At 58.9% G+C, this 23,076-nt stretch carries 19 protein-coding genes and 3 pseudogenes; 6 read left to right on the forward strand and 16 right to left on the reverse strand.

The window, feature by feature from the left end:
- Nucleotides 1–104: 104 nt before the first annotated feature.
- Nucleotides 105–254: pseudogene (locus Q2T52_RS14805) on the forward strand (IS5/IS1182 family transposase); the annotation flags it as partial.
- Nucleotides 255–1,022: 768 nt separating this feature from the next.
- Here the strand turns inward: Q2T52_RS14805 and Q2T52_RS14810 are convergent.
- Nucleotides 1,023–1,208: an NUDIX hydrolase gene (locus tag Q2T52_RS14810; RefSeq protein WP_302077548.1), complete on the reverse strand. Its 186-nt coding sequence runs from the start codon at nucleotides 1,206–1,208 to the stop codon at nucleotides 1,023–1,025.
- A gap of 464 nt (nucleotides 1,209–1,672) precedes the next feature.
- On the opposite strand from Q2T52_RS14810, the gene Q2T52_RS14815 reads away from it, so the two are divergent.
- On the forward strand, nucleotides 1,673–2,434 hold the full coding sequence (locus tag Q2T52_RS14815; protein WP_302077791.1) for a DeoR/GlpR family DNA-binding transcription regulator: 762 nt from the start codon (nucleotides 1,673–1,675) through the stop codon (nucleotides 2,432–2,434).
- Here Q2T52_RS14815 and Q2T52_RS14820 read toward each other — a convergent pair.
- Nucleotides 2,426–2,632: pseudogene (locus tag Q2T52_RS14820) on the reverse strand (transposase); the annotation flags it as partial. The gene Q2T52_RS14815 and the pseudogene Q2T52_RS14820 overlap by 9 nt on opposite strands.
- 400 nt (nucleotides 2,633–3,032) lie before the next feature.
- Here Q2T52_RS14820 and Q2T52_RS14825 point away from each other — a divergent pair.
- The 3 genes and pseudogenes from Q2T52_RS14825 to Q2T52_RS14835 all read left to right on the forward strand — a co-directional run bounded on the left by Q2T52_RS14825 (nucleotide 3,033) and on the right by Q2T52_RS14835 (nucleotide 4,547).
- Nucleotides 3,033–3,617, forward strand: coding sequence for an NUDIX domain-containing protein (locus Q2T52_RS14825; RefSeq protein WP_302077549.1), 585 nt, complete (start codon nucleotides 3,033–3,035; stop codon nucleotides 3,615–3,617).
- Nucleotides 3,618–3,853: 236 nt separating this feature from the next.
- Nucleotides 3,854–4,359: pseudogene (locus Q2T52_RS14830) on the forward strand (IS6 family transposase); the annotation flags it as partial.
- Nucleotides 4,335–4,547, forward strand: coding sequence for a hypothetical protein (locus tag Q2T52_RS14835; protein WP_302077550.1), 213 nt, complete (start codon nucleotides 4,335–4,337; stop codon nucleotides 4,545–4,547). The pseudogene Q2T52_RS14830 and the gene Q2T52_RS14835, both read left to right, overlap by 25 nt.
- 65 nt (nucleotides 4,548–4,612) lie before the next feature.
- Here the strand turns inward: Q2T52_RS14835 and Q2T52_RS14840 are convergent, their stop codons facing one another.
- From Q2T52_RS14840 to Q2T52_RS14855, 4 genes are all read right to left on the reverse strand, one after another.
- The gene (locus tag Q2T52_RS14840; RefSeq protein WP_302077551.1) at nucleotides 4,613–6,472 is read right to left on the reverse strand and encodes a methyl-accepting chemotaxis protein; all 1,860 of its coding nucleotides are present in this window, start codon (nucleotides 6,470–6,472) and stop codon (nucleotides 4,613–4,615) included.
- A 266-nt stretch (nucleotides 6,473–6,738) separates the two neighbouring features.
- On the reverse strand, nucleotides 6,739–8,373 hold the full coding sequence (locus tag Q2T52_RS14845; RefSeq protein ID WP_302077552.1) for a GMC family oxidoreductase: 1,635 nt from the start codon (nucleotides 8,371–8,373) through the stop codon (nucleotides 6,739–6,741).
- Between the two features lie 13 nt (nucleotides 8,374–8,386).
- Complete coding sequence (locus Q2T52_RS14850) at nucleotides 8,387–8,917, reverse strand: sugar dehydrogenase complex small subunit (RefSeq protein ID WP_302077553.1); 531 nt, start codon at nucleotides 8,915–8,917, stop codon at nucleotides 8,387–8,389.
- 45 nt (nucleotides 8,918–8,962) lie between these two features.
- Nucleotides 8,963–10,387: a c-type cytochrome gene (locus tag Q2T52_RS14855; protein ID WP_302077554.1), complete on the reverse strand. Its 1,425-nt coding sequence runs from the start codon at nucleotides 10,385–10,387 to the stop codon at nucleotides 8,963–8,965.
- A gap of 333 nt (nucleotides 10,388–10,720) precedes the next feature.
- Here Q2T52_RS14855 and Q2T52_RS14860 point away from each other — a divergent pair, with 333 nt between their 5' ends.
- Nucleotides 10,721–11,614 carry a LysR family transcriptional regulator gene (locus Q2T52_RS14860; RefSeq protein ID WP_302077555.1) on the forward strand — a complete coding sequence of 298 codons (894 nt, stop codon included), beginning with the start codon at nucleotides 10,721–10,723 and terminating at the stop codon, nucleotides 11,612–11,614.
- 105 nt (nucleotides 11,615–11,719) lie between these two features.
- Here Q2T52_RS14860 and Q2T52_RS14865 read toward each other — a convergent pair whose 3' ends face one another.
- The 10 genes from Q2T52_RS14865 to Q2T52_RS14910 all read right to left on the reverse strand — a co-directional run bounded on the left by Q2T52_RS14865 (nucleotide 11,720) and on the right by Q2T52_RS14910 (nucleotide 23,019).
- Complete coding sequence (locus tag Q2T52_RS14865) at nucleotides 11,720–13,687, reverse strand: methyl-accepting chemotaxis protein (protein ID WP_302077556.1); 1,968 nt, start codon at nucleotides 13,685–13,687, stop codon at nucleotides 11,720–11,722.
- Between the two features lie 397 nt (nucleotides 13,688–14,084).
- Entirely contained in the window at nucleotides 14,085–15,695 is a 1,611-nt protein-coding gene (locus Q2T52_RS14870) for an FGGY-family carbohydrate kinase (RefSeq protein WP_302077557.1), read from the reverse strand.
- Between the two features lie 36 nt (nucleotides 15,696–15,731).
- Entirely contained in the window at nucleotides 15,732–16,460 is a 729-nt protein-coding gene (locus tag Q2T52_RS14875) for an SDR family oxidoreductase (RefSeq protein ID WP_302077558.1), read from the reverse strand.
- Between the two features lie 28 nt (nucleotides 16,461–16,488).
- Nucleotides 16,489–17,526, reverse strand: coding sequence for an NAD(P)-dependent alcohol dehydrogenase (locus Q2T52_RS14880; RefSeq protein ID WP_302077559.1), 1,038 nt, complete (start codon nucleotides 17,524–17,526; stop codon nucleotides 16,489–16,491).
- A 75-nt stretch (nucleotides 17,527–17,601) separates the two neighbouring features.
- Nucleotides 17,602–18,684: an ABC transporter ATP-binding protein gene (locus tag Q2T52_RS14885; protein WP_302077560.1), complete on the reverse strand. Its 1,083-nt coding sequence runs from the start codon at nucleotides 18,682–18,684 to the stop codon at nucleotides 17,602–17,604.
- 56 nt (nucleotides 18,685–18,740) lie between these two features.
- Complete coding sequence (locus Q2T52_RS14890) at nucleotides 18,741–19,739, reverse strand: sugar-binding transcriptional regulator (protein ID WP_302077561.1); 999 nt, start codon at nucleotides 19,737–19,739, stop codon at nucleotides 18,741–18,743.
- A gap of 19 nt (nucleotides 19,740–19,758) precedes the next feature.
- Nucleotides 19,759–20,664 carry a sugar phosphate isomerase/epimerase family protein gene (locus tag Q2T52_RS14895; protein ID WP_302077562.1) on the reverse strand — a complete coding sequence of 302 codons (906 nt, stop codon included), beginning with the start codon at nucleotides 20,662–20,664 and terminating at the stop codon, nucleotides 19,759–19,761.
- The gene (locus Q2T52_RS14900; protein ID WP_302077563.1) at nucleotides 20,661–21,479 is read right to left on the reverse strand and encodes a carbohydrate ABC transporter permease; all 819 of its coding nucleotides are present in this window, start codon (nucleotides 21,477–21,479) and stop codon (nucleotides 20,661–20,663) included. Before Q2T52_RS14900 ends, Q2T52_RS14895 begins: the two co-directional genes overlap by 4 nt.
- On the reverse strand, nucleotides 21,479–22,393 hold the full coding sequence (locus Q2T52_RS14905) for a carbohydrate ABC transporter permease (protein WP_302077564.1): 915 nt from the start codon (nucleotides 22,391–22,393) through the stop codon (nucleotides 21,479–21,481). The genes Q2T52_RS14900 and Q2T52_RS14905 overlap by 1 nt, the downstream gene beginning before the upstream one ends.
- A 74-nt stretch (nucleotides 22,394–22,467) precedes the next feature.
- Nucleotides 22,468–23,019 (reverse strand): SIS domain-containing protein, encoded by a 552-nt coding sequence (locus tag Q2T52_RS14910; RefSeq protein WP_302077565.1) that lies wholly within the window; start codon nucleotides 23,017–23,019, stop codon nucleotides 22,468–22,470.
- Between the last annotated feature and the right edge of the window lie 57 nt (nucleotides 23,020–23,076).

Genomic DNA, 23,076 nt, shown 5'->3' on the forward strand with positions numbered 1-23,076 from the left:
GGCGACAGTGTCCAGAGCATCCGGTTCTGAACAGCGTTGGTGCATGGATACTTCATCGGTAGGGACGTAGTCGACTTGTGTTGAAACAACCCTGTGGATCGATTATGCCTTTCAAGCACGACGCCTGCCGCCGTCATCGTATCGTCAAGATGAAATTCAAGGTCACGAACTGGGCGGAATACGAGGAAGGCCTTCGGCACCGTGGTAGCCGCACTCTGTGGATGACGCCGGAGGCGCTGTCGTCCTGGCAGGCTGCTGAGTTCCTTCCCGATCGCAAGATCCTTCTCTGCCACGGCGATCCGGACCGCATCGTGGCGGGTGGCTACGAGCCATCCTTTGTCGACGCAACGTTATGTGGGTAGAGTAAGCATCCGGCGAAGGCCGCAGGTCATGCAGCCTGAGCGCCAATGCTTCGTCATAGGACTACTCCTAGCGTTTGCACTAGGACTTTCGATGTTCCCGTCAATCCCGCAAGGCGGCCCTAATTATGTGGAGGCGATGTACGAGGATGTTGCCGAGAACGCGAAATCTGGAAGCAGCTGCTCTCCAACGCCGTGGGCGACGACGTGAATAGCGGCTCACTGATTTATATTGCGGCCTACGGGGAGGTACATGCCTCCAATATCGCTCTGTTGAAAGCCTATCGCGGCAAGGCCTGAGCGTCAGCGGGCTTTGCCCACCCCTCCGGCATCAACGCCTGCAACAATTCGTCAACGAGGCGATGCCTTTCGAGAAGTGGACGACCTGCACAGGACTGATATCGCCGGCTTCAGGAACACTCCGTGGGAGAGGATTTCAAATCCTGCCAAAGCTCCGGAGCGGAAGTCGACGATCGGCTGAAAGGTAGGTCAGACTTCTGCGCATTCCAGCGGATTTGTCACCCGGAATTGAAGCTTTCTTTGGGATATTGCCGCGTGCAGAAAGGCATTGTCCTTATTCATTACTTTCCTCTGCGCGATAATATCTTGGATGTGCTTGTTCGGGGTTCCTTTGCCAGGCTAAGTGCGGCGTAATGGAGCAACCTAATCGTCTTTGGCATCGCGTATTGTCCGGGGCGCGACCATTGCCAACGCCTCTTCCATTACGATTTCAAGGACGGCAATATCCTCGCCTTCTTCCCATTTCCAGCCGCCTTTCGAGGTGCGGTCGTCGGGTTCGTATTCTCCGACGAAGAAATGCAGCCTTTCCGTCACGGAGCCAAGGCCCATGAAAATATCGAAGACTTGCGTTATTCGCGTATCCGAACGCCAGTTTGCACCTCGGTTTCAGCCCGAATGCGGATCTCCGGGTGCGCGTTGTCCAAGAGGGCCGGTCGGAGTTTCGATGAGAAGGTCGTCGTGCCGTTGAAGAATGCGGGTATCGGAATTGCCGCGTGAACCACGGTCCGCCGAAAACGGTCATAGACGAGGATGGTCGCGCCATTCCCCCGGTCATAGGTTTTGCGCGATTGGTGCTGCCAACTGACATGCGCGCGCTGAAGCGCAGAAGCGGTCTTCTGCAGTATGTACTAGTCATTGGCCAGAGTGGCGACGTGTTCGACGCGAACGCGCTGAGAGATGCTCATGGATTAACTCCCTGGCTAAAAGCACTGGTCGGTTGGCCACGCTCTGGACATCGTGATCATTGCGTGCAAAATCATACATTGGTAAGTGTTTTCGTGCAGAGTGACAATATGCTGACAACGGAACGTAAGGCCCTCATTCAGGAGATTCTTCGTCGGGATGGGCGTCTGATCGCCAAGACATTCAGCCAGGAATTGGGAGTGTCAGAGGATACGATCAGGCGTGATTTGCGGGAGCTTGCGAGCGAAGGTCTCTTGCAGCGGGTCCATGGTGGCGCCTTGCCGGCATCGTCAGCGGTTGCTGATTTTGCCTCGCGCGAGGGAACCGCATCCAAGGCCAAAGCAATGATAGCCCGAGCCGCTGCCCGCTTGATCCAGCCGACGCAGATAGTGTTCTTGGATGGCGGTACAACAAACATACAGCTTGCTCGGCAACTGCCCATTGGCCTGAAGGCCACCGTTGTAACGCATAGTCCGAGTATTGCCGTCGAATTGGCGCGTCACCCCCTCGTGGATGTCGAATTGGTGGGTGGACACTTATTCAAACACTCTGTCGTGGCAGTCGGATCCATAAGTGCGGAGGCAATCGCAAAAATCCGCGTTGATGCATTCTTCATGGGAGTGACAGGTCTCCATCCTGAAACGGGGGCGACGACAGGGAACAGGGAAGAGGCCGCTATAAAACGCCTTATTGCCCACCAGTCAGCGGAAACAATCGTTCTCGCTACGCGTGAAAAATTGGGGGCTGCCTCGCCCTACGACATCGTGCCACTGGCAGAAATCTCCACTGTGGTGACAGAATCTGGACTCGAGTCCGAAGTGCTGACGCCATTTCGAGCCGCTTCAATCGCGATCATCGAAAGCAATGACTGAGCAAAGCGGCTCCACCTGCGAGGCGTCGCCGCCATCCTTATCCGTCATGAGGTGAGCGATAATATCGCCGCTGTCGGCATTGAGTGCCAGGTGTAGTTTGCGCCAACCCCTGCGGGATTTGACACCATGCTTTTCCTATAGCCATTGGCCAGCGCCGTTGACCTGCAGCCCTGTGCTATCGATCAATACGTGGACGGGCGCTTTCGCGGTCGGCGCTCGCGTCGGAGACGTTCCTGATCCGCAACACGGGTGCCGGGCCGCAGCTCTTTGAGCATGTCGTGTGCCGGATGGCCGAGCGGAACCGATCCGCCCGTGTGCGCCGCTGCGACGTGAGCCGGGATACGCTGATGCACATGGCTGCAGGATTGCAGCCGCAGGTCCGCAACATCGTGTCCTCCGATGCACCGATCTCCTTGCTGAACGGTTTGGCGATCCGCCGTCCGTCAGGATAGAGGACGTGTTGAATTAGCCCCTTGCGCTCGGAAATCAGTATTCCTCAAGATGCACGATAATCATTGACTCTGCATGAAATTGCATGAAAATATGATCCGTGTCTAGCGGGCGAATGGCCTGCTCTTCAAGTGACGAGGGAACTGGCATGAGCATTGCTGACCGTGTAAAGATAGAGGAAGTCACCGTCCTGTCGGACAATTGGTATGTCCTGAAGAAGACGGTCTTTGACTTTCAGCGGCAGGACGGCAGTTGGCAGCGTCAGTCGCGTGAAACCTATGATCGTGGAAATGGCGCGGCCATCCTACTTTACGATCCCGAACGTCGCACGGTGATCCTCACCCGTCAGTTCCGCTACCCTGCCTTTGTCAACGGACATGACGACCTTCTGATCGAAGTACCCGCCGGATTGTTAGACGACGCCGAGCCCGAAGTTCGGATTCGGGCGGAGTTGGCAGAGGAGACGGGGTTTCATGTGAACGAGGTGCGCCAAGTTTTCGATGCCTTCATGAGCCCGGGTTCGGTGACCGAACGGTTGCACTTCTTTGTTGCTCGATATCAGCCGCAGGATCGCCTTGCCGATGGCGGTGGTAACGCCGATGAGGGCGAGGATATCGCTGTCTTCGAGATCACGATTGAGGAGGCGCTGTCGATGATGGCGTCGGGCGAAATCCGTGACGGAAAGACCATCATGCTTCTGCAATACGCAGCCATCCACTTGTTCGCGGCGTAAAGCTGAACGCGTCAGAACCCATCTGTCGTGTCTTCGACTCGATTTTCGCTCCGTCGCAAGCAAACGGTGATCAGAATAGCTGACTATTCTCCATTGGGAACAGTCAGCGGGACAGCCAGGGCATCCTCATTGGTATCGAGAAACGAGAATTGATCAGCGCAGGGGGCGAAAGCGTATGTGGCGCCAAGGGGGGCGTCTGGCGTGATGCAAGCCCTCACGCGTTGATTGATATAGTGATCTGCCGCTGCTCAGCGGGCCGACTGGGTGACAAGTTGCATCTCGACGAGGCCGTCGTTTCGATCGGCGGCACGAGGCACTGGCTCTGCGGCGCCGTCGATCAGGACGGTTTCGTCCTGGAGGTTCTGGTGCAAAGTCGCCGCAATGCCAAGGCGGCTAAGCGTATGATGGGCAAGCTATTGAAGCGCCAGGGCCGCGCGCCGCGCGTGATGATCACCGACAAGCTTCAAGCCTAAGCCGCCTCAAAGCGACAGATCATGCCGGGTGTCGAGCGTTGCCCCACAAAGGCTTGAACAATCGGGCGGAGAGTCCCCATCCGCCAATCCGAAGACGAGAACGGATGATGAAGCGCTTCAAGTCTGAGCGCCATCTGCAACGCTTTGTCTCTATCCATGATCCGATCGCTAACCTGTTCCAAATCCCCTGACACGAAATCTCCTTCAGCCATCATCGCGAACTGCGTTCAGAGGGAATGAACCTGTGGGCAAAAATCGCTCGAGCATGAACCGCCGTGGCGAAGCGCGCTACGACTGCCGCGCGCCCATTAAGTTTACGATGCCGGCGGGCGGCTTCGAGATTGTACGGACTGAAGACCCGATCGCCGGCGCACAGGTGATCCGCATCGACTGGGAAAACGGCACGCTCACCGGCGCATCGTTATCCCGTAAGGACGGCATCGCGCTCGATCTTTGAGCTACTGTCACCCCGTCAAGGCCTGTTCCTCAACGGGGTGGTTTTTTTGAGTGCCTGTTATCTTGTTAGGCCGCTGCGATCCTCTGCCGTAGAGCGTGGACCGGTGCGCTAGACGCAGACGCTGGTGTTGCTTCTCGACCAACCCCATCCAGTCGGAAGCGGGATAGAAGTTGGTTGAGCGATGCAGCGTCGCGTGCCAGGCTATGGCTTGCTGCGGTTTGCTCCTCCACCATCGCTGCGTTCTGTTGTGTTCCCTTGTCTATCTCGGTCACCGCACTGTTGATCTCGTGCAGTCCGGCTGATTGTTCATGGGCAGATTCAACGATTGCATCGACGTGGCGGTTGATCTCTTGCACCTCCGCCACGATCACCTCCAGTGCCCGGCCGGTCTCATCGACGAGCGTGACGCCGGAACGCACATGATCGCCAGATGTAACAATCAGCGCCTTGATCTCCTTGGCCGCTTGGGCGGAACGCTGTGCAAGTTCGCGCACTTCCTGCGCAACGACGGCAAACCCCTTACCGGCTTCACCGGCACGCGCCGCTTCGACACCGGCATTCAGCGCCAGCAGGTTCGTTTGGAATGCAATCTCATCAATGACACCAATGATGTTGGTGATTTCGTCTGAAGATCGCTCAATTTCCTTCATGGCGATGACGGCGTTGCGCACAACCTGGCCCGACTTCTCGGCGCCAGTACGGGCTTGAGCGACCAGGTGTCCGACTTCCTCGGCGCGTCTGCTGGAATCCTTGACCGTTGTGGTGATCTGTTCAAGCGCGGCCGAGGTTTCTTCCACCGACGATGCTTGCTGTTCAGTCCGCTTGGACAGATCGTCGGCAGAGGCGCGGATCTCGCTGGCCCCGGCATCGATGCTGCGCGCATTGGCACCGACTTCGCGAAGCGCCTGCTTCAGGTTTGTGGTTGAGTTGTTGAAATTGACTCGCAGGCCATCGAGCTGAGCTACGAACGGCACCTCGATCTGGTAACCCACGTCGCCTTCGGCAAGGCGGCTGAGCGCGTGCGCCAGCTGTTCCACTGCGAATTGGGTGTCTGCGTCGTCTTTGGCTTTTTGTGCTTCGCGCGCCAAGCGTTCCGTTTCCGACAGGCTGCGATGTGCATCAGCCTCCCGCTCGAGACGCAGACGTTCGAGGGCGTTGTCCCGGAATACGGCCACAGCCGCCGCCATCTGGCCGACCTCATCGCGGCGCTCACGGCCCTCGACTGTTGCTTCCGTATCGCCATTGGCCAACGCTGTCATGCGTTCCCTTAGGCGCAAAATGGGACCAGTAATGCCGCGCGATGATATCAGCACGGCTGCGAGAAGGCTGGCGATGAAGATGACGCCGAGTGTCACCAGTGACGTAATGATTGTCGAATTTGTCTTATTGCCGAGCTCGACGGAGCGAGCTTTGATATTATCCTTCATCGCCGTCGTGAGATCGCGCATGTCAGACAGCAGGGAAGGCATCTGCTGGTCCGCCAAGGCGAGCGCCTTGCGCGCTTCCGCCTCAACTGCGCCGGGCTTCACAGCTGAATCGGTAACGGAAATCAGAGGCTTCGCCCGCGCGATGTAGCTGTCGATTTTCGCGCCATCCTCAGGACGACCTTTCTTCGCCTGCTCCATACGCGCGATCAGACTTCCGGTGTTCTCCTTGTAGAAGGCGGCTGCCACCTTGTAGGCAGGATCGTTCGGCGCGTAGAAGATCATCTCGTGAGCGGCATAGACTGTCGCCACCAGGCTTCGGGTCGCTGCCACCATGTCGACTTCCGCCTGGTTGTCCTTGGCGACGAAGTCAGCGTAAACGCCATCCGCTTTCTTGAAATCATTCGCCAGGATCGATGCTGCTCCAATGCCGACCAGCGACACCGGAATCAGGAGAGATAGGACTTTTGTTCGAATGCTCGCATTTGTTAGAAATGACATTGGGTCCACCAGGCTGTCCGGCCCGCCGCCAACAGTCGTCCGACAATGTCAATCCAAAATTACAACGTTTCTCAAATGAATTGAATATTAATGTCGGCTCAAGATGCGCGAGGTCCTGATCAGTTTAAACAACGACGATGTACAAAGCGAAATCTATATTAGATTTATGCTTTGAGTGCGCATTTAAACTACATATTGAAGATTAATAATATTACAACAAAGCGGATATCTGGATATTTATTGCGATGAGATGTCGTTAAAATGCTTCAAATCTCCCTCAGCAAGGTGTCGGCGATCCGAACACTCAGAGCCGCACCCGTCAATGTCGGGTTCATGCAAGATGCCGACGGCATGACGCTGGTGCCAGCGATGAACATGTTGCTGTGATCATGGGTCCGGCAATCCCGATCGACAACTGAATCCTTCGGGTCATCGCCCATCCGCGTCGTGCCCATGACATGCTGACGGTTTTGCCACTTCACGTCGGTCGACAGGACCTCCGCATCGAGAAGCTGGGCGATCTTGTTGAGATCCTCAAGACCGCGATCACGGCCGGCATTCCAATAGTCGGTCACGCTGTAATAGAGAACCGGGACCGGCAGGCCGAGCGCGTCGAACTTGGTTTTGGACGGCGTCACGCGGTTTTCGGGAAGGGGTAGGGGCTCGAAGTCAATCGCCCAGTTCAATGAGCGAGCCGAATATTTCCGGATTTCTGCGTCGAGCTTCGATCCGAGCAGCCCCTTCTTGATAAAGCCTTCCGTCATCTGGGCGGTCGGCACGGTATTGCGCACCTTGATCTTGTAGCTCGGATAGTCCTTGCGGAAGGCACCATCGCGCTGGTTGAGGTAGACGAGAAGTTCGGTCGGTCCTTCACCCGGCCACATATCCTCCTTGGTCAACATGTTCATGCTGATCCCGGTATGATCCATGAGATTGCGTCCGACCTGATCGGAGGAATTGGCAATGCCGTTCGGATATTTGCTGGATGTGGAGATCAACAGCAGCTTGGCGGACTCAATGCCGTAGGCCGCGAGCACGAAGTAGCGGGCGTTCAATTTGTGTTCGGAATTATCCGGCCGCTTATACCAGACGGCCGTGATCTTGCCGTCGTCGCCGGCTTCGATCTTGTAAACGACCGAGTTGTCGAGCAGTTTGGCGCCGTGCCTCTCGGCCTCGTCGATGTGCATTGAGCCATCGTATTTGGCGCCTATCGGACAGACGGGATTGCAATTATTGTTGCCGGCACAGACCGGACGGCGCCCATAAGGGCGTGACGCGCGGCCATGTGGTTCCAGTACAGGGTTGAAGCCGCCGACGGAAAGCTTTTCGGCGATCGTCTTGAACATGTAGCTGGAATTCAGCTGCTCCATCGGGAAGGGCATTGAGCGCGGCGGCATTGGGCCACCGCCCTGACCGCTCTCGTCCTGGCCATCGAGGCCGGTGACACCCAGCTCCAATTCCGCCCGGTTGTAATAGGCTTCCAGATCGTCATAGCCGATGGGCCAGTCACGGCCACGACCATAGAGTGATTGCAGCTTGAAGTCGTTGGGGATCATCCGCCAGAGCGCCGATCCGAAATGCCAAGTCGTACCACCGACGACGCGCAGGTAGGACGTATTGTATTTTACCGGCCCTTCATATTGCAGATAATCGCCATAGGTCGACGGCGCATGCGGCAGGCTCGGGAAGGGCGAACCGGCGCCTTGCAGCTTGGCATTCGCCAGCGAGAGCTTGACGGGCGCATTGCGAAACGTCTCGACGATCTCGCGACGGTCCACGCGCGGACCAGCCTCCAGGATGATCACCTTCTTGCCGGCCTTCGCCAGACTTGCCGCGACCAGCCCGCCCATAACGCCGGAGCCGATGACGATCAGGTCCGCATCATAAGAGTCGTTCGCCATTGTCTTGTTCCTGTCAGATCTTGCTGCCGGGCTTTGGTCCCCAGCCGTTCGGGCCGGGACCGTAGGTCGGGATGGAAAGGATGCCCTTGGTCGGGCGGTACATAAGGGCTTCTCGATAGGTGATGAGCTCGGCATCTTCAGGCTCGCCCACGACGCCGAGATACCAGGCGGAGACGATGTTGGTGGCGGTCTTCATCACATTGGGGTCGGCGAGCTTTAACGCCAGGAAGGCATCCATGTTCGCGACACCGGATTGCTCGACGACATGCTGCAACGCGGAGATGTCGGACGAGAACGTCTTGTTGCGCTTTGCGAGCGCCGCCAGGTAACGGGCACCGAGTACCGGATCAAGCGTGTAGCCGGTGAGGAATTCCGACAGCAGCGTGAACCGCTGTGCCTCGTCATCGGATGCCGCGGCGGGCACTGGCATTGCGATCCTGGACAGCGTCGCCAGCCCCCCGACAGCGACCGTTGCGCGCAGGAGATCACGCCGACGAAGGGCGTATTCCATAGGGGAGCCTGTTTTATCGCGTTCGGTGGTCATAAGCGAAGTCCTCGGCGGCAGTCAGAAGCGGAAGCGAAGGCGAAGTCAGGCAGGCGCGACGCGGCGTCGGCCACGTGCCACCACCAATCCGATGAACACCAGCAGGATCACGGCAACAACCACCGCAATTGGCGCGATATACGGGGCAGCCAAGGCCAGAAATGGCTTCCTGCCTCCCTCGCGGACCCGCGCCACATCTTCAGGCCCGACCTTGACGGCCGCATTGCCGAACTGGCTCAGAACGTAATTGCTGACGTCGGCGACGTCCTTGTCCGAGAGCCTGTCGGTGAATGAGGCATCCGGGCCGAAGGCGGGCATGAAGACGGGGACGCCATCAACCGTGCGGTTGAGACCAAACAGGATCGTCGAAATCAGGTTGTCGGGATTGTCTGCACCGGTCGCCGTGTTGTTGAAGAGCGATGGATAGTGCGCATTGCCGCTGCCATCGGCCTGATGACAGTTGGCACAGGCACCGCTGAAGACGTGAAACCCGTTTTCCGCCGGCGCCTGGCCTGGAAGTCCGCGCAGGCTCGCCTCTGATGCCGAGGGTTTGCCGAAGCTATAGCGGGGCTGCTTATCACTGGAGGCAACCGGCTTCGTGCCGCGCAGATAGGTCACCAGCGCCCTCAGATCCGCATCGGTGAGATGCTGCAGACTGTGTTCGACGTCTTCCGCCATCGGGCCTGCAGCCTGCGCCTTGCCGGCCACATGGCCTGTCCGCAGGTATTGGAGGAGTTCCGCATCAGACCAGCCGCCAATGCCGCTTGTCTTGTCCGAGGTGATGTTCGGCGCAGACCAGGGTCCGACCGTGCCGCCGGACAGAGCACTTCGGGTATCCTCGGCCATGAACAGATTGCGCGGCGTGTGACAGGTGCTGCAATGTTCCAATGCTTCCGCGAGATAGGCACCGCGGTTCCAGTCGGCTGATCGGGCAGCGTCCGGCTGAAACCGCTCATTCGACAGGAAGAGCATGTTCCAGACCGCCATGGACGCACGGATGCTGAACGGGAAGGGAAGTTCGGTCTTTCTCGACGCTTGGTCGACCGGCTTCACCTCGTTCTTGAAAAATGCATAGAGTGCCGAAATATCAGTGTCGCTGAGCTTCGCATAAGCCGTGAAGGGCATGGCCGGATAGAGATGCGTTCCATCCTTCGCGACGCCCGCACGTACCGCACGAGCGAAATCCGCTTCGGTGTACTCACCAATCCCATTGACTTTCGACGGCGTGATGTTGGTCGAGAAGATGGTTCCGAGCGGCGACTGGATGCCGTATCCGCCCGCATAGGGTTGTCCACCTTCCGGCGCCGTGTGACAGGCTGCGCAGTCGGCAGCCATTGCAAGATATCGTCCGCGAGCAATCAGCTCTGCCTGGGGGCGGCTTGCATCCTGCGCGCAGACCGTGCCGACAAGGCTGCACGCCGCAAACAGGCCGATCACGACCGATCGGGCGGTGCTGGAATAGCGGAACAAAACTGCTTTAACAGACGGGCTTTCGAAAAAACCACAGTATGGAGGCATACCAGATGCTTTCATCAGGCGTGAATAATATATTGATCAGTTTACGCCTGCCTCCCACGCGCAAACCATTGCCTTGTCGTCGCAATACATAAAGATGCACATCGGATAGAATGCCGCATATCTCTGAAGAGACGAGCTAAAATGCTCTTTGACGATCCTTCACCGGATCGGAGGGCGAGACGATGTGTCGCGATCGGCGACTTGTCTAAGGTAATACGCAGTTACATCTGGCTTTGAGAAGCGGTATTTTTTAAAAGCTGATTTCACAAAATATGAAAGCTTTCTATGAAGTTCGATTTGACAGATTTGCGAATTTTCCTGGCGGCCGTTGATAATGGCAGCTTTAGCGCTGCCGCCGTCGAGAACAACATTGTCGTGGCGGCGGTGAGCGCGCGTATCCGCCGGCTGGAAGAGGCGTTCCGGGTGGAACTGTTCGAGCGCACGGGTCGCGGCATTCGCACCACCCTTGCAGGCGACATGTTTGCAACTCATGCCCGAAAGATTGTTGATGATGCGCGGCGGGTAGAGAGCGAACTGGACGAGTTCGCAGAGGGGCGGAGCGGTCAGGTACGGCTTTTGTCGAACACGAATATGCTGGCTGAGCACATGCCCAGGGTGCTCGGCACTTTCCTCGCCACCAACCCGGACATCAGCGTCGACGTCATCGACCGGCCCAGCCATGAAGTCGTGACCATGCTCAAGAATGGAGAAGCCGATATCGGTATTGTCGCCGCCTCGGCCGATATGACAGGCTTGGAGCGTTGGCGCTTCGTACCGGATCACCTCGTGCTGATCGCTCCCTGTAACTTTGACGTAACGGACGAAAGTATCAATTATACGCGTATCCTTGATTTCCCGATGATTGGCATGCCTGAGACGGTCGCTCTATCGCAGTTCCTAGGCCGCCTTGCCCGGGAACTCGGCCGGGACATCAAGGTGCGTATGCGGATGAACGGCTTTGAAGGCATAGCTCGCATGGTGGAGAGCGGTGCAGGCGTCGCCATCGTCCCCCACAGCGCGGCCCAACGCTACCGCACATTCATGGATTTCCGGATCTTGGAGATTGCTGATGCCTGGGCTGACCGAAAGCTTTTTCTATGCGTGCGGCATGAAGCGGAATTGCCGCGTTTTGCGAAGCGCTTGCTGGAGCACTTGCGGCGCTATGCGGAGGTCACCTGATATCTTGCGTCGAGGGGATAGAGGCGCCTGCTTCGCTCATGATAAAGTCTGAATATATACTGGGAGCCGCGAACAGCGGCTCCCAGGCTCCTTTGCGCACTTTTCTCAAAACTCTTCCCAGCTTTCGGCAGCAGCGGCTGACGAACCACCACCGACGCCGACCGCGCGAGCAAGCTTGCTGACGAGCTTTCGGGCGGGCGAGGGGGCTGCCGCATGGCGATTGGAGGCAGCGACCGGGGCAGAGGACTGGGCGTAACCGCCATGCCCATAGCCGGAAGCGCTGCCACCGCTGAGCTGGAAGCGACCGACGAGCTGGCGAAGCTTGTCAGCTTCTCCGGCCAGCGTCGCGCTGGCGGCGGTTGCCTGTTCCACCATGGCTGCGTTCTGCTGCGTGGTCTGGTCCATCTGGTTGACGGCGGTGTTGACTTCGGACAGGCCGACCGACTGCTCGCGGGCCGAGGTGGCGATGGCATCCAGTTGACCGTTGATGGCGACGACGTGATCTTCGATGACCTTAAGGGCTTCCCCTGTCGCCGTGACCAGCTTGACGCCATTTTCCACTTCGTCTGCCGAGGTGCGAATGAGATCCTTGATCTCCTTGGCCGCCTGGGCGGAGCGCTGGGCAAGCTCGCGCACTTCCTGGGCGACGACGGCAAAACCCTTGCCGGCCTCGCCTGCACGGGCGGCTTCCACGCCGGCATTCAGCGCTAGGAGATTAGTCTGGAAGGCGATTTCGTCGATCACCCCGATGATGTTGGAGATCTGGCTCGACGAGGCCTCGATGCGCTGCATGGCGTTGACAGCATTCGCCACGACTTCGCCGGATTGACGCGCCGACTTGTTCGCATCCATAGCCATGGAGCGAGCCTCTTCCGTGCGCTTGGAAGAGTTAGTGACGTTAGTCGTGATCTCATCGAGTGCTGCGGCTGTCTCTTCGAGCGAGGCCGCCTGCTGTTCGGTGCGCTTCGACAAGTCGTTGGCGCTGGAGGAGAGTTCGCGAGAGCCGCTGTCGATGGAGCGGGTGGCTTCGGCGACGGAAGAGAGCGTATCGCGCAGCTGGGAGACTGCGAGGTTGAAGTCGTTGCGCAGGCCCTCGAAGTCTGACGCAAAGGGGCGCGACAGTTCGAAACCGAGATTGCCGCCGGCGAGCTGCTTCAGACCTTCGGCCAGGCCGGATGTGGCTTCTGCCATTTCGGTGGCGCGCTTGGCATCAACTTCGGCGGCGCGGGCGCGCTCTGCTTCCGTCATGTTGCGAGTTTCGGCGGCGGCGCGGTCGCTTTCAATCTTCGCAATGGCTGTCTGGCGGAAGGTTTCCACGGCGGCCGACATGTCGCCCAGCTCGTCCTTGCGCTGACGACCCGGTACAGTCACGTCATTTTGGCCCTTGACGAGGCTGAGCATGCAGTCGTTCAAGGCGCGCAGCGGCTTGACCAGGCTTCCGTTCAAAACGAGGAGGCCCAGACCGGAAATAACCAGCATGGCAATCCCGCCCGCCAGCGCTGTCATCTTGGCCATTTCGCCGGCTGATTCTAGGGCGGCCTTGCGCGTGCTGAGCAGCGAAGTCTCTGCGTCAGCCAACTCTTTTACCTTGGCGCGAATGCCATCCATGGAGGCCTTGCCGGCACCGGAGATTTCAATCTGGCGGGCCTTTTCAATGGTCGCAGGGTCCTTCATGAACTCCATCTCTGCCTTGACCACCTTGGCGTTCCAGGTTTCGGCCAGCTTGGAGACTTCATCAAGGCGTGCCTGCTGGGCCGGATTGTCGGAGGTTAGCTTCTTGGCAGCGGCCCAGGCTTCCTGAAAGGCTTTGGCGCCTGCGATCTGGGGCTCTAGGAACTTCTGGTCAGCAGCAACGAGATAACCGCGCATACCGGTTTCCTGATCCACCATGGCGGCCATCATGTCGCTGACCTTATCCAACACCTGATAGGTATGGTCCGTCCAGTTGGCGTTCTGCGTCTGTGTGGAGCTGGATGTATAGCTGACGAACGAGACGATGAGACTCACCACGATCAAACTGATGATGACCGTAGAGATCTTGGTAATAATTTTGATGTTTTGGAAGAATGTCACGTCCGCCCTCCTCAATTGATGTGCGAATCTGTTTTGTCGGATCGCATTGCCCGGTTATCCAGATTCTGGGGCAGTAATCGTTAATTTCTGTTTTAGATTTTAGGGCGCCAGTTCCCCTATATATTGCAGGTGAAAATTTATCTTTAGCAATTTATGGATGAATATATAAGCTCAATTGAATTCGAAATGTAATCTAAAATTGATATGCTTATTAAGGTGAATATTTACTGAGATTTCATGTGATATATTCGTACATTCATTTTTGAAGCAACTGAGCCAGTTTCCATAGAAAATAAATGAAGCGCCGAATAAGTGAAAATCTTCCAGTTGTAGGAAAAATAAATACACGTGGTCATCTAGCGCGGTGCGGTCGGTGAGGCATGCGTGCCCGCTCCTGTCAAAAATCCCTGATTTTCCGCAATTCCGCCTGGAGTAACCGGAAGGCTTCGAACCGCTTATCGTGAATAGTGCGGATGTTACCGGAGGCGGGAGTATAGACCCGCCCGGCCTTGCTGAGCGCCTGCATGGCCTGCCTCAGATCAGAGAAGGATTTCGCCGCAGTCGCTCCGAGTAGCGCCGCTCCCAGCAGGACAGGCTCCGAGGTTTGCGGCGCAACCACCGGCTTGCCGCTGGCGTCCGCCAGGATCTGGCGGGTCAGATCATGCTGACCCGCGCCGCCGCTGATGATGATCTGCTGCACATCGGCGCCAGCTTCGGCCTGTGCTTCGATGATCTGGCGCAGGCCGTAGCCTATGCCGCAGAGCCCGCCCACATAGAGCGCCACCAGATTTTCGAGATCCCTTTCCATACCAAGGCCGGCAATGGCAGCCCGTGCGGCGGGATCGGCGAACGGTGCGCGGTTTCCCAAAAACTCCGGCAGCACATGCAGACCCCGTGCCAGGGAGACGACATGCGAGGCCGAGGATACGGCCTCGACCGCCAGATTGGCCAGCAGCACGGGCAGCGAGAGACCTTGCGACTTCGCCCGCTCGCTTGCCTCATGGAAGGCGGGATGGAAGCTGATCAATTGATCGATCGCAGCGCCCGCCGCGCTCTGACCGCCCTCGTTCAACCACAGCCCAGGAACCATGGCGGAGAAATAGGGCCCCCAGACGCCGGGCACGAATTTCGGACTGCTGGTGGAAGTCAGCGTGCAGGACGAGGTGCCGAAGACATATCCCATGTTGCATTCCGGCGTGCCGCCAATGCCGACGGTGCCAATGCCGCCCGCATGGGCGTCGATCATGCCGGCGGAGACCGGCGTGCCGGGACGAAGACCAAGCTCCTTGGCCGCTGCGGCCGTCAGGCCGTGACCGACTGCGGTGCCGGGCTCGACGATCTCCTGGCCAATGCGGGCAAAGTTCTCATCAGCCAGTTCCTGCAAGCCGATCTGGTGGAAGTAGCTGGGGTCCCAACGGCTTTCATGCGCGAGATAAGTCCACTTGCAGGCCAGCGTGCAGGTGGAACGGGCAAGGCTACCCGTTGCCCGCCAGGTCAGGAAATCAGCCAGATCGAAGAACTGCCATGCGGCCTTAAAAATCTGCGGCCGGTTTTCCTTCAGCCAGAGGAGTTTCGGCGTTTCCATCTCCGGCGAAATACGACCGCCGACATAACGCAGCACGCCATGGCCCAGCGCATTGATCCGCTCGGCCTGTTCGACGGCGCGATGATCCATCCACACGATGATGTCGCGATCTGGATCTTCCGACGGGCCAACAGGCAGGGATAGCCCGCCTTCAGCCAGCACAACGAGAGAACAGGTTGCATCGAACCCGAGACCGGCGACCTGATCCGGTGAAACCTTCGCCTGCGCAAGAGCGGTTTGAACCGCATGGCACACGGAAGCCCAGATATTGGCGCTCGATTGTTCGACCATATGCGCGTGATCGCGGTAGATCTCGATATCGCGCTTGCCGGTTCCACGGCATTGGCCGTCCTCATCGAAGACACCGGCGCGCGCACTGCCCGTGCCAACATCCACGCCGATAAAATACCTGGAACCGCTCATGCCCTACTCCTCCGCCGACTCGATACAGTGTCGGGCCTATAGATCGACGCTATTTGGCAAGATCACAAGATCCCGAATGACCACATTGCGGGGACGAGACAACATGAAGAAGACGGCCTCCGCCACTTCCTGCGGCTGCATAAGGCTGCCATTGGCAAGAGCCTCGTCCATCTTTTCCTTGGGCCAATCATCCAGAAGGGCGGTGACGACCGGACCGGGCAGAACAGCACCGACGCGAATGCCATGCTGGGACACCTGCCGGCGTGTCGTATGCACGAAAGCCTGCACCGCGAATTTTGAGGCGGTATAGATCGGCTCCCAAACCACCGGCACGACACCGGCCACCGAACTGGTGAACAGGATATCACCGGACTTCTGGGCAATCATATGCGGCAGAACTGCATGAACGCTGCGGAAGGCCGCGTTGATGTTGAGGTTCAGCATACGGTCCCATGCATCGGGATCACCTTCTGCGACGGCCCCGCCGACATAGGCCCCGGCATTGGCGTGGAAAATGTCCAGCCGACCCGCGACCTCAAGGATCCGCGGCAGAAGGCCGGAAACCTGAGGCCCGTCGAGAAGGTCGACCACCACCATGCGGGCGCGATCTCCAAGCTCATCGCAGAGTGTTTTCAGCCTGTCCTCGGCGCGATCGACGAGCACGACAGTCGCGCCCTCATCGATCAGCTTTTTGGCACAGGCCAACCCGATCCCCGAAGCGGCCCCGGTGATGGCCGCGACCTTTCCGTTCATGCTGTTTGTCATGATGAACTCCCGTCGGAATGAACCACCATTAATCGCCAAGCCGGATCTGCAGCTTCACATCGTCCGGCAGTCCCTTGGCGGCACGATCGAAGGCAGCGATGCTGTCACTGAAATCGAAGGTCTCGGTGATCAGCGGCTTCAGGTCGACCTTGCCTGACGCAATCAGGTTGACTGCGCGGTCGAAATTGTTGGCATAACGGAAGACGGTTTCGATGCGTGCTTCCTTGAAGATCGAGGCAGGCACATCGAAATTGACCGGTTCGATCGGCAGACCCACCAGCACCAGCGTGCCGCCCGGACGCAGGAGGTCGAAGATGCCCTCGTAAGCCCGCGGACTACCGCTGGCCTCAAAGATCACATCCGCACCCCAGCCCTCGGTTGCATCAGCCACGACATCCTTCAGCGAGGCCTCCTTGATGTTGACGGGCGTAATGCCCGCATATTGCCCGGCAATCGCAAGCTTTGGGGCGCTCAGATCCGAGATGATAACGCGCGAGCAACCGCCGGCGAGAGCGGCGATCGCCGTCATGATGCCGATGGGGCCGCAGCCGATGACGACGGCGACATCGCCAGGAGTGATTTTGGCGCGTGTGGCCGCTTGCATACCCACCGCGAAGGGTTCGATCATCGCACCTTCGGCAAAGGAAACATTGTCCGGCAGCTTGTAGGTGAAGGCTGCGGGATGCACCACCTCCGCCGTCAGCACGCCGTGAATGGGCGGAGTCGCCCAGAAGCGGACATCCGGATCGACATTGTAGATGCCGAGCTTAGACGCGCGCGATTCCATGTTCGGCACGCCGGGCTCCATGCAGACGCGGTCGCCTACCTTGAGGTTTTTGACGTTCGCACCGACTTCGATCACCGTGCCCGCCGCCTCGTGGCCGAGCACCATCGGTTCGCGCACGACGAAGGAGCCTATGGCGCCATGCGTGTAATAATGCACGTCACTGCCGCAGACACCGACGGTATGAATAGCGATCTTGACGTCACCGGAGCCGACTTCGCGCGGCAGATCGATATCGCGGAGCGCCAGCTCGCCTTTACGTTCCAGTACCAGAGCTTTCATGTTTTTGCTTCCTGAGGTCAGAGCAATTCCGGCAATAGTGGGGGTGCCGGTTTTGCGTCTGGAGTTGCGGAAAAATCAGAGTGCCAAGCCATCCGGCGTGAAGAGATAGATGTGACGCGGGTCAATGCCAGCGGTCATCGCTGCGCCGGGCGTCAGATCCGGCCGCCCATTCGCCAGAATGATCACGGTTTCCGCGCCGGTGCGCGCATAGATCTGCGTGGAGCCGCCGAGATTTTCCGCAAAGTCGGCGGTCAGCCTGAGGCGTGGCGTGGCAGCCGCAACATCCAGATGTTCGGGGCGCAGGCCAACCGTCAGTGTATCGCCAGCCTTCGCCTTGCCCGCTGCGGGATGCGCAAGAGATAGGGTGCCGCCCTCGAAGGCCGGATGCGAAAGCTGCAGGCTGGTGCTGTCGGCTCCGGTCACCTTCGCGGTGAGGAAATTCATCTTCGGTGAGCCGATAAAGCCGGCAACGAAGGTATTCGCTGGATGATCGTAAAGTTCGGTTGGTGAGCCGATCTGCTCCACAAGGCCAGCGCGCAGCACCACAATACGGTCTGCCAGCGTCATGGCCTCGACCTGGTCGTGGGTGACATAGACCATGGTGGCGCCCAGATTGCGGTGCAGCTTGGCGATTTCCACGCGCATCTGGCTGCGCAGTTCCGCATCGAGGTTCGAGAGCGGCTCGTCGAACAGGAAGATCTTGGGGTTGCGAACGATGGAGCGGCCGATCGCCACGCGCTGGCGCTGACCGCCGGACAGCGCGCGCGGTTTGCGCTCCAGAAGGGGCTCGATCTGCAGAATGCGGGCGGCTTCCCCGACACGACGCTTGATCTCGTCTTCCGGCAGCTTTGCCATGCGCAAGCCAAAGGCCATGTTCTCGAACACGCTCATGTGGGGGTAAAGCGCGTAGGACTGGAAGACCATGGAGACTTCGCGCTTGGCAGGCTCCTCGTAGGTGACCTCCTTGCCGTCAATGGACAGTGTTCCTGATGATACGTCCTCAAGGCCCGCAATCATTCTGAGAAGTGTGGACTTGCCGCAGCCCGAGGGGCCGACGAAAACCACGAACTCCCCCTTGGAGGCGGAAATATTGACACCCTTGATGACGCTGAGCTCCCCAAACGTCTTCTTGATGTTGTCCAGCTGCAGGAAAGTCATATTCTCGTTACTCCCACGTCCGCGTTACCGGGGCTTGGCCGCCGGCAGCGCCTTCTCTATTGGCTTTTGTTGTGTCTCTGGATTTCGTCTCGCAGCAGGCCTGCGGCACAGTTTTCGTCCGTCACCAGGCGCTTGACGTAGCCGCCGCGCAGGATGGCGCGGATGATATCGACCTTGTACCAGCCGCCGGAGGCCAGGATGGAATGCTTGACCGACGTCAGCTGCTCCGGTGTCAGCGACAGCACGCGCTCGTTCAACGGATGGTCGACAGGCTTGCCGTTCGCATCGAGAAAAACGCCGAGCAAGTCGCCGACGGCACCGGCTGCCAGCAGCCCTTCAAGAGTTTCGGAAACGGTCGGCGTCTGCACGAGAAGAGAACGCGTGGTCATGTCACCACAGGAAACCAGCGCCACATCGACGGATCGGGCGCGGCGCATGGTTTCGCGAATGCCGTGATGGGCGAGAAGCGCTTCCCGGCTTTCGACGGATGGAAGATAGAGCGGTGCCGTGAGATACCAGCACTCGGCGGAGATCGCCCGCGCATAGCCCGTCGCAACCTCGAAGGTGCTGGAGCCGGAACCACGTGTGAGGCCACCCATGACTGAGGTGACCCAGCTATTGGGAAGCGCGCGCGGCGTCAACCGTTTCAACCCGGCCGTCAGGGTCTTGCCCCAACCGACGCCAAGCCCCATGCCATCTTCCAACAGCCGGTCGAGAAGGCCGCCCGCCGCATCGCCAACCGCCCGCTGGTTTTCGGGATCATCCGGCAACGTCGGGATGACGCAGACCTCTTCCAGCCCGAATTTCTCCTTCACCTTGTTCTCAAGCTCGATGCAATTGGCCATGGGCAGGCGGATATCGACCACGACCGAGCCATCCGTGCGCAATTGCCCAAGAGTCTTGTTCACGCGAAGACGGGTCAGCCCCAACTGGTCGGCGATCTCCTGCTGGGTCAGGCCACCGATGAAATAGAGCCAAGCGACGCGCGCGCGGATCTGCTGCGCGTCCATGTCTTCAATCGCTGTCGTCGGCGTGTCTGTTCCCTTGGGCGGCATGCTTCGTCGTCTCCTTGGCTCAGGCAAAGGCCTGTTTGAGAGACACGGCCGATGCCTTCAGTGCATCCAGTATGGATTTGCTATCCCGTTCGAATGGGTAGAACACTTCAAGGAATACCGGAGATTGCGCAAGTCCCGTTCGGGCAAGCAAAGCTCTCGCCTCGACGGGATCGACGCGACCCTCTTCGGTGAAATCCCAATGCCGGTCGAACTGGAAATCCGTCTGCTGAATGTGAACCGCGCCGATGACATCGTTCAGCTCCGCGAACCAAGGCTCCATCGTATCCGCTTGGCGTCCGTAAAGCGGCAGGAAGGTACCGTGCCCCCAATCAACACAGAGGCTCCAGGGTGTGGCGCTTGCCGAAACATCGGTCATCATCTGGCGCGCCTGCTGAATGGTCCATGGCCATTCGCGGCGCATCGGCGTGGGCTCGACATAAAGCTCTGAGAGACCGGCTGCCTTTGCCTTGTCGCCCAGGCGCAGCATCCGCTCGATCAGGCTTGCATAATCGCGCGCGTCGATGGCGTCGGCCTCACTTCCGTCCGGGCGGGAGGCAATGGCGCCCAGCGGACCACCGACGCCCTGAATGCCGGCTTCGGCGGCAAAACCATAGGCGCGCTCCAGCCACTGTTCGGCATAGGCTCGAACGTCTTCATCCGGATGCAGCAACTGGTTGAAGGTGTAATGCGCAAGCCCGATGAAGGCACTGTGAATGGTGATGCCGTGATCGTCGGCCGCCGTGCGCACCTCTTTGGCGTGACGCGACAGGATTGCGGCGGGCCACATGGGATCGACCAGATCGAAGGAGAACTGGATGAGATCCAGCCCCAGTTGATCCCGCACCACGGGCGCCCAAAGGTTCGGGGTCACCCAGCGCTTCACGCAGAAGGAAAGGTTGATGCCGAGAGGGTTGGCAACGCTCATTTGGTCGCTCCCATGGTCAGGCCGCGCACCATGTGGCGGGAAACGATCAGAGCGAAAATAGTGACGGGAAGAACGATGACCGTACCGGTCGCCATGATCTTGCCCCAGGGCAGTTCGTAACCGGACATGAAGCTTGTCGCGACGACGGGGGCCGTCTGCACATCGCGGCGCGTCAGCACCAGCGCATAGAGCAACTCGTTCCAGGAGAAGATGAAGGAGAAGATGGCCGAGACCGCGATACCCGGAGCACCCAACGGCAGGTAGATCTTGCGGAAAATGGTGAACTGGTCAGCCCCATCCAGACGCGCCGCCTGCTCCAGATCCGGCGGGATGGACTTGAACTGGTCCGTGCAGATCCACACCACGATCGGCAGGTTGAAGGTGAGGTAGATGAGGATCAGCACCAGATGCGTATCGAGCATCTTCAACTGCAGCGCCAGGATATAGACCGGCAGCGCCAGCACGATCGGGCTCGTCATGCGGTTGGAGATGAACCAGAACCAGAGGTCGGACTTGCCGCGAAATTCATATCGGGCGAGAGCAAAGGCCGCTGGAGCCCCCAGCATGACCGCAAGGGCGGTGGTGGCCGTTGCGATAATCAGCGAATTGCCGACCGCGCCGATCACCTTCGAATCCGCAAAAATTTCCCGGTAGTGATCGAGCGTCGGTGTAAACAGCCAGACCGGCGGCGAGGCCAGGATATCGGCCTGCGTCTTGAAGCTCGCCGACACCATCCAATAGAACGGAAACAGCGTGAAGAGAATGACGGCGGTCAGGCCAAGGGCATGCAGGATGGGACCGGATGAACGACGCATCAGTTCACCTCCTTGTAGAGAACGCGGATGTACAGACGGCTGAGCAGGATGGTGATGACCAGCAGCAGGATCGCCTGCGCGGAGGCCGTGCCGAGATCGAAGACGCGGAAGCCGACACGCTGGATGTAGACCGATACCAGATCGGTGGCCGAACCCGGTCCGCCGCGTGTCATCACGAACACCATATCGAACAGCTTCAGCACATCGGCGGAACGCAGGATCAGAAGCGCCGTCAAACCCGGCATGAGGTAGGGAAGCTGTACGTGCTTCAGGAGCGACCATTTGGAGGAGGTTTCCAATCGCGCCGCTTCCTCGATCTCACCCGGCACCATGGAGAGACCGGCGAGGAAAATCAGAGCGCAGAAGGGCGTCCACTGCCAGATATCCATGATGACGATGGCGGCAAAGGCACCCGCCTGCGAGCCCAGCCAATCCAGTCCGCCAACACCCAGCGCATCCAGGAACCAGTTCGCCACCCCGAAATCGCGGTTGAAGATCAGGCGTCCGATGAGGCCAACCACGGCATAGGTGGTGGCAAGCGGCACCACCAGCGTGACGCGGGCCAGCGACTTGAGGAACCCCATGCCCGTCTTGTGCAACAGAAGCGCAATGACAAGGCCGAGCACAATCTCGACCGGCAGCACCGTGATGTAGAACTTGGCGGTCAGGAACAGTGAGGCCCAGAAGGTGCCATCGGTGAGCACGGAGGTGTAGTTTTCCAGCCCGACAAAGGGAAAGCCATCGCGCGGACGCGCTATGTTGTAGCGCCGGAAAGAGGTCACCAGCGCGAAGATGGTCGGATAGATGCCGATGATGAACAGCGTGAACACGGCAGGCGCCAGAAACCAGAAGGGTGTCCAGCGGCCATAACCGCGATTGGGTCTGATGTTCGGCCCGGAGGTCGTCCTCGTCATCAGCGTCTCCTCTCCATGCCGTCCGGGACGGCCCTCATGCAGTGCCGCTGGTGCGGCAAGATTCTCATTTCACGTCATTCGAGATTGGTGTGGTTGGCGCGCATGGCAGCCGGCGTCACGCCGAGCTTGTCACGCACGGCCAGCACCAGCAGTTCGAAGGCGACATAAAGCGCGCCCTCATAAAGCGACCCCATGGGCAGCACCGAGGTGCCAACACCTTGATCATTCGCCATGGTCTGGGCAGGCACCGTCAGAACGACATCCGTCATGGCCGCGGCACCACCGGAAGGTTGAGCCGTCACCACCAGAACCCGGGCACCGGCCGCCTTTGCAACGCCAATCAGCGCCGATACCGTCGAGAAATCTCCAGGTCCGGCAGAGACGATCAAGAGATCACCTTTGCCGACCGGCGGCGTCGTCATGTCTCCCACCACGGCAGCCCGAAGGCCGAGATGAAACAGGCGCATGGCCAGGCCTTTGATCTGTAGGCCCTCGCGACCCACGCCATAGAGCGCAATCCGTTGCGTAGACGTGATTTCGGTAACGGCTGCTTCGAATTGCGTTTGATCGATCTTCGATAGGCAATCGCCGAGTTCAGCCAGCGCCTTTGCGTGAAGATGAAGCATTTGTTGTGTCTCGCCTGATGTCGATGAGGAGGGAGACGGCGGATTTGAAAAGCCGCC

Source organism: Rhizobium oryzicola, from assembly GCF_030504645.1.
Lineage (GTDB): Bacteria > Pseudomonadota > Alphaproteobacteria > Rhizobiales > Rhizobiaceae > Neorhizobium > Neorhizobium oryzicola.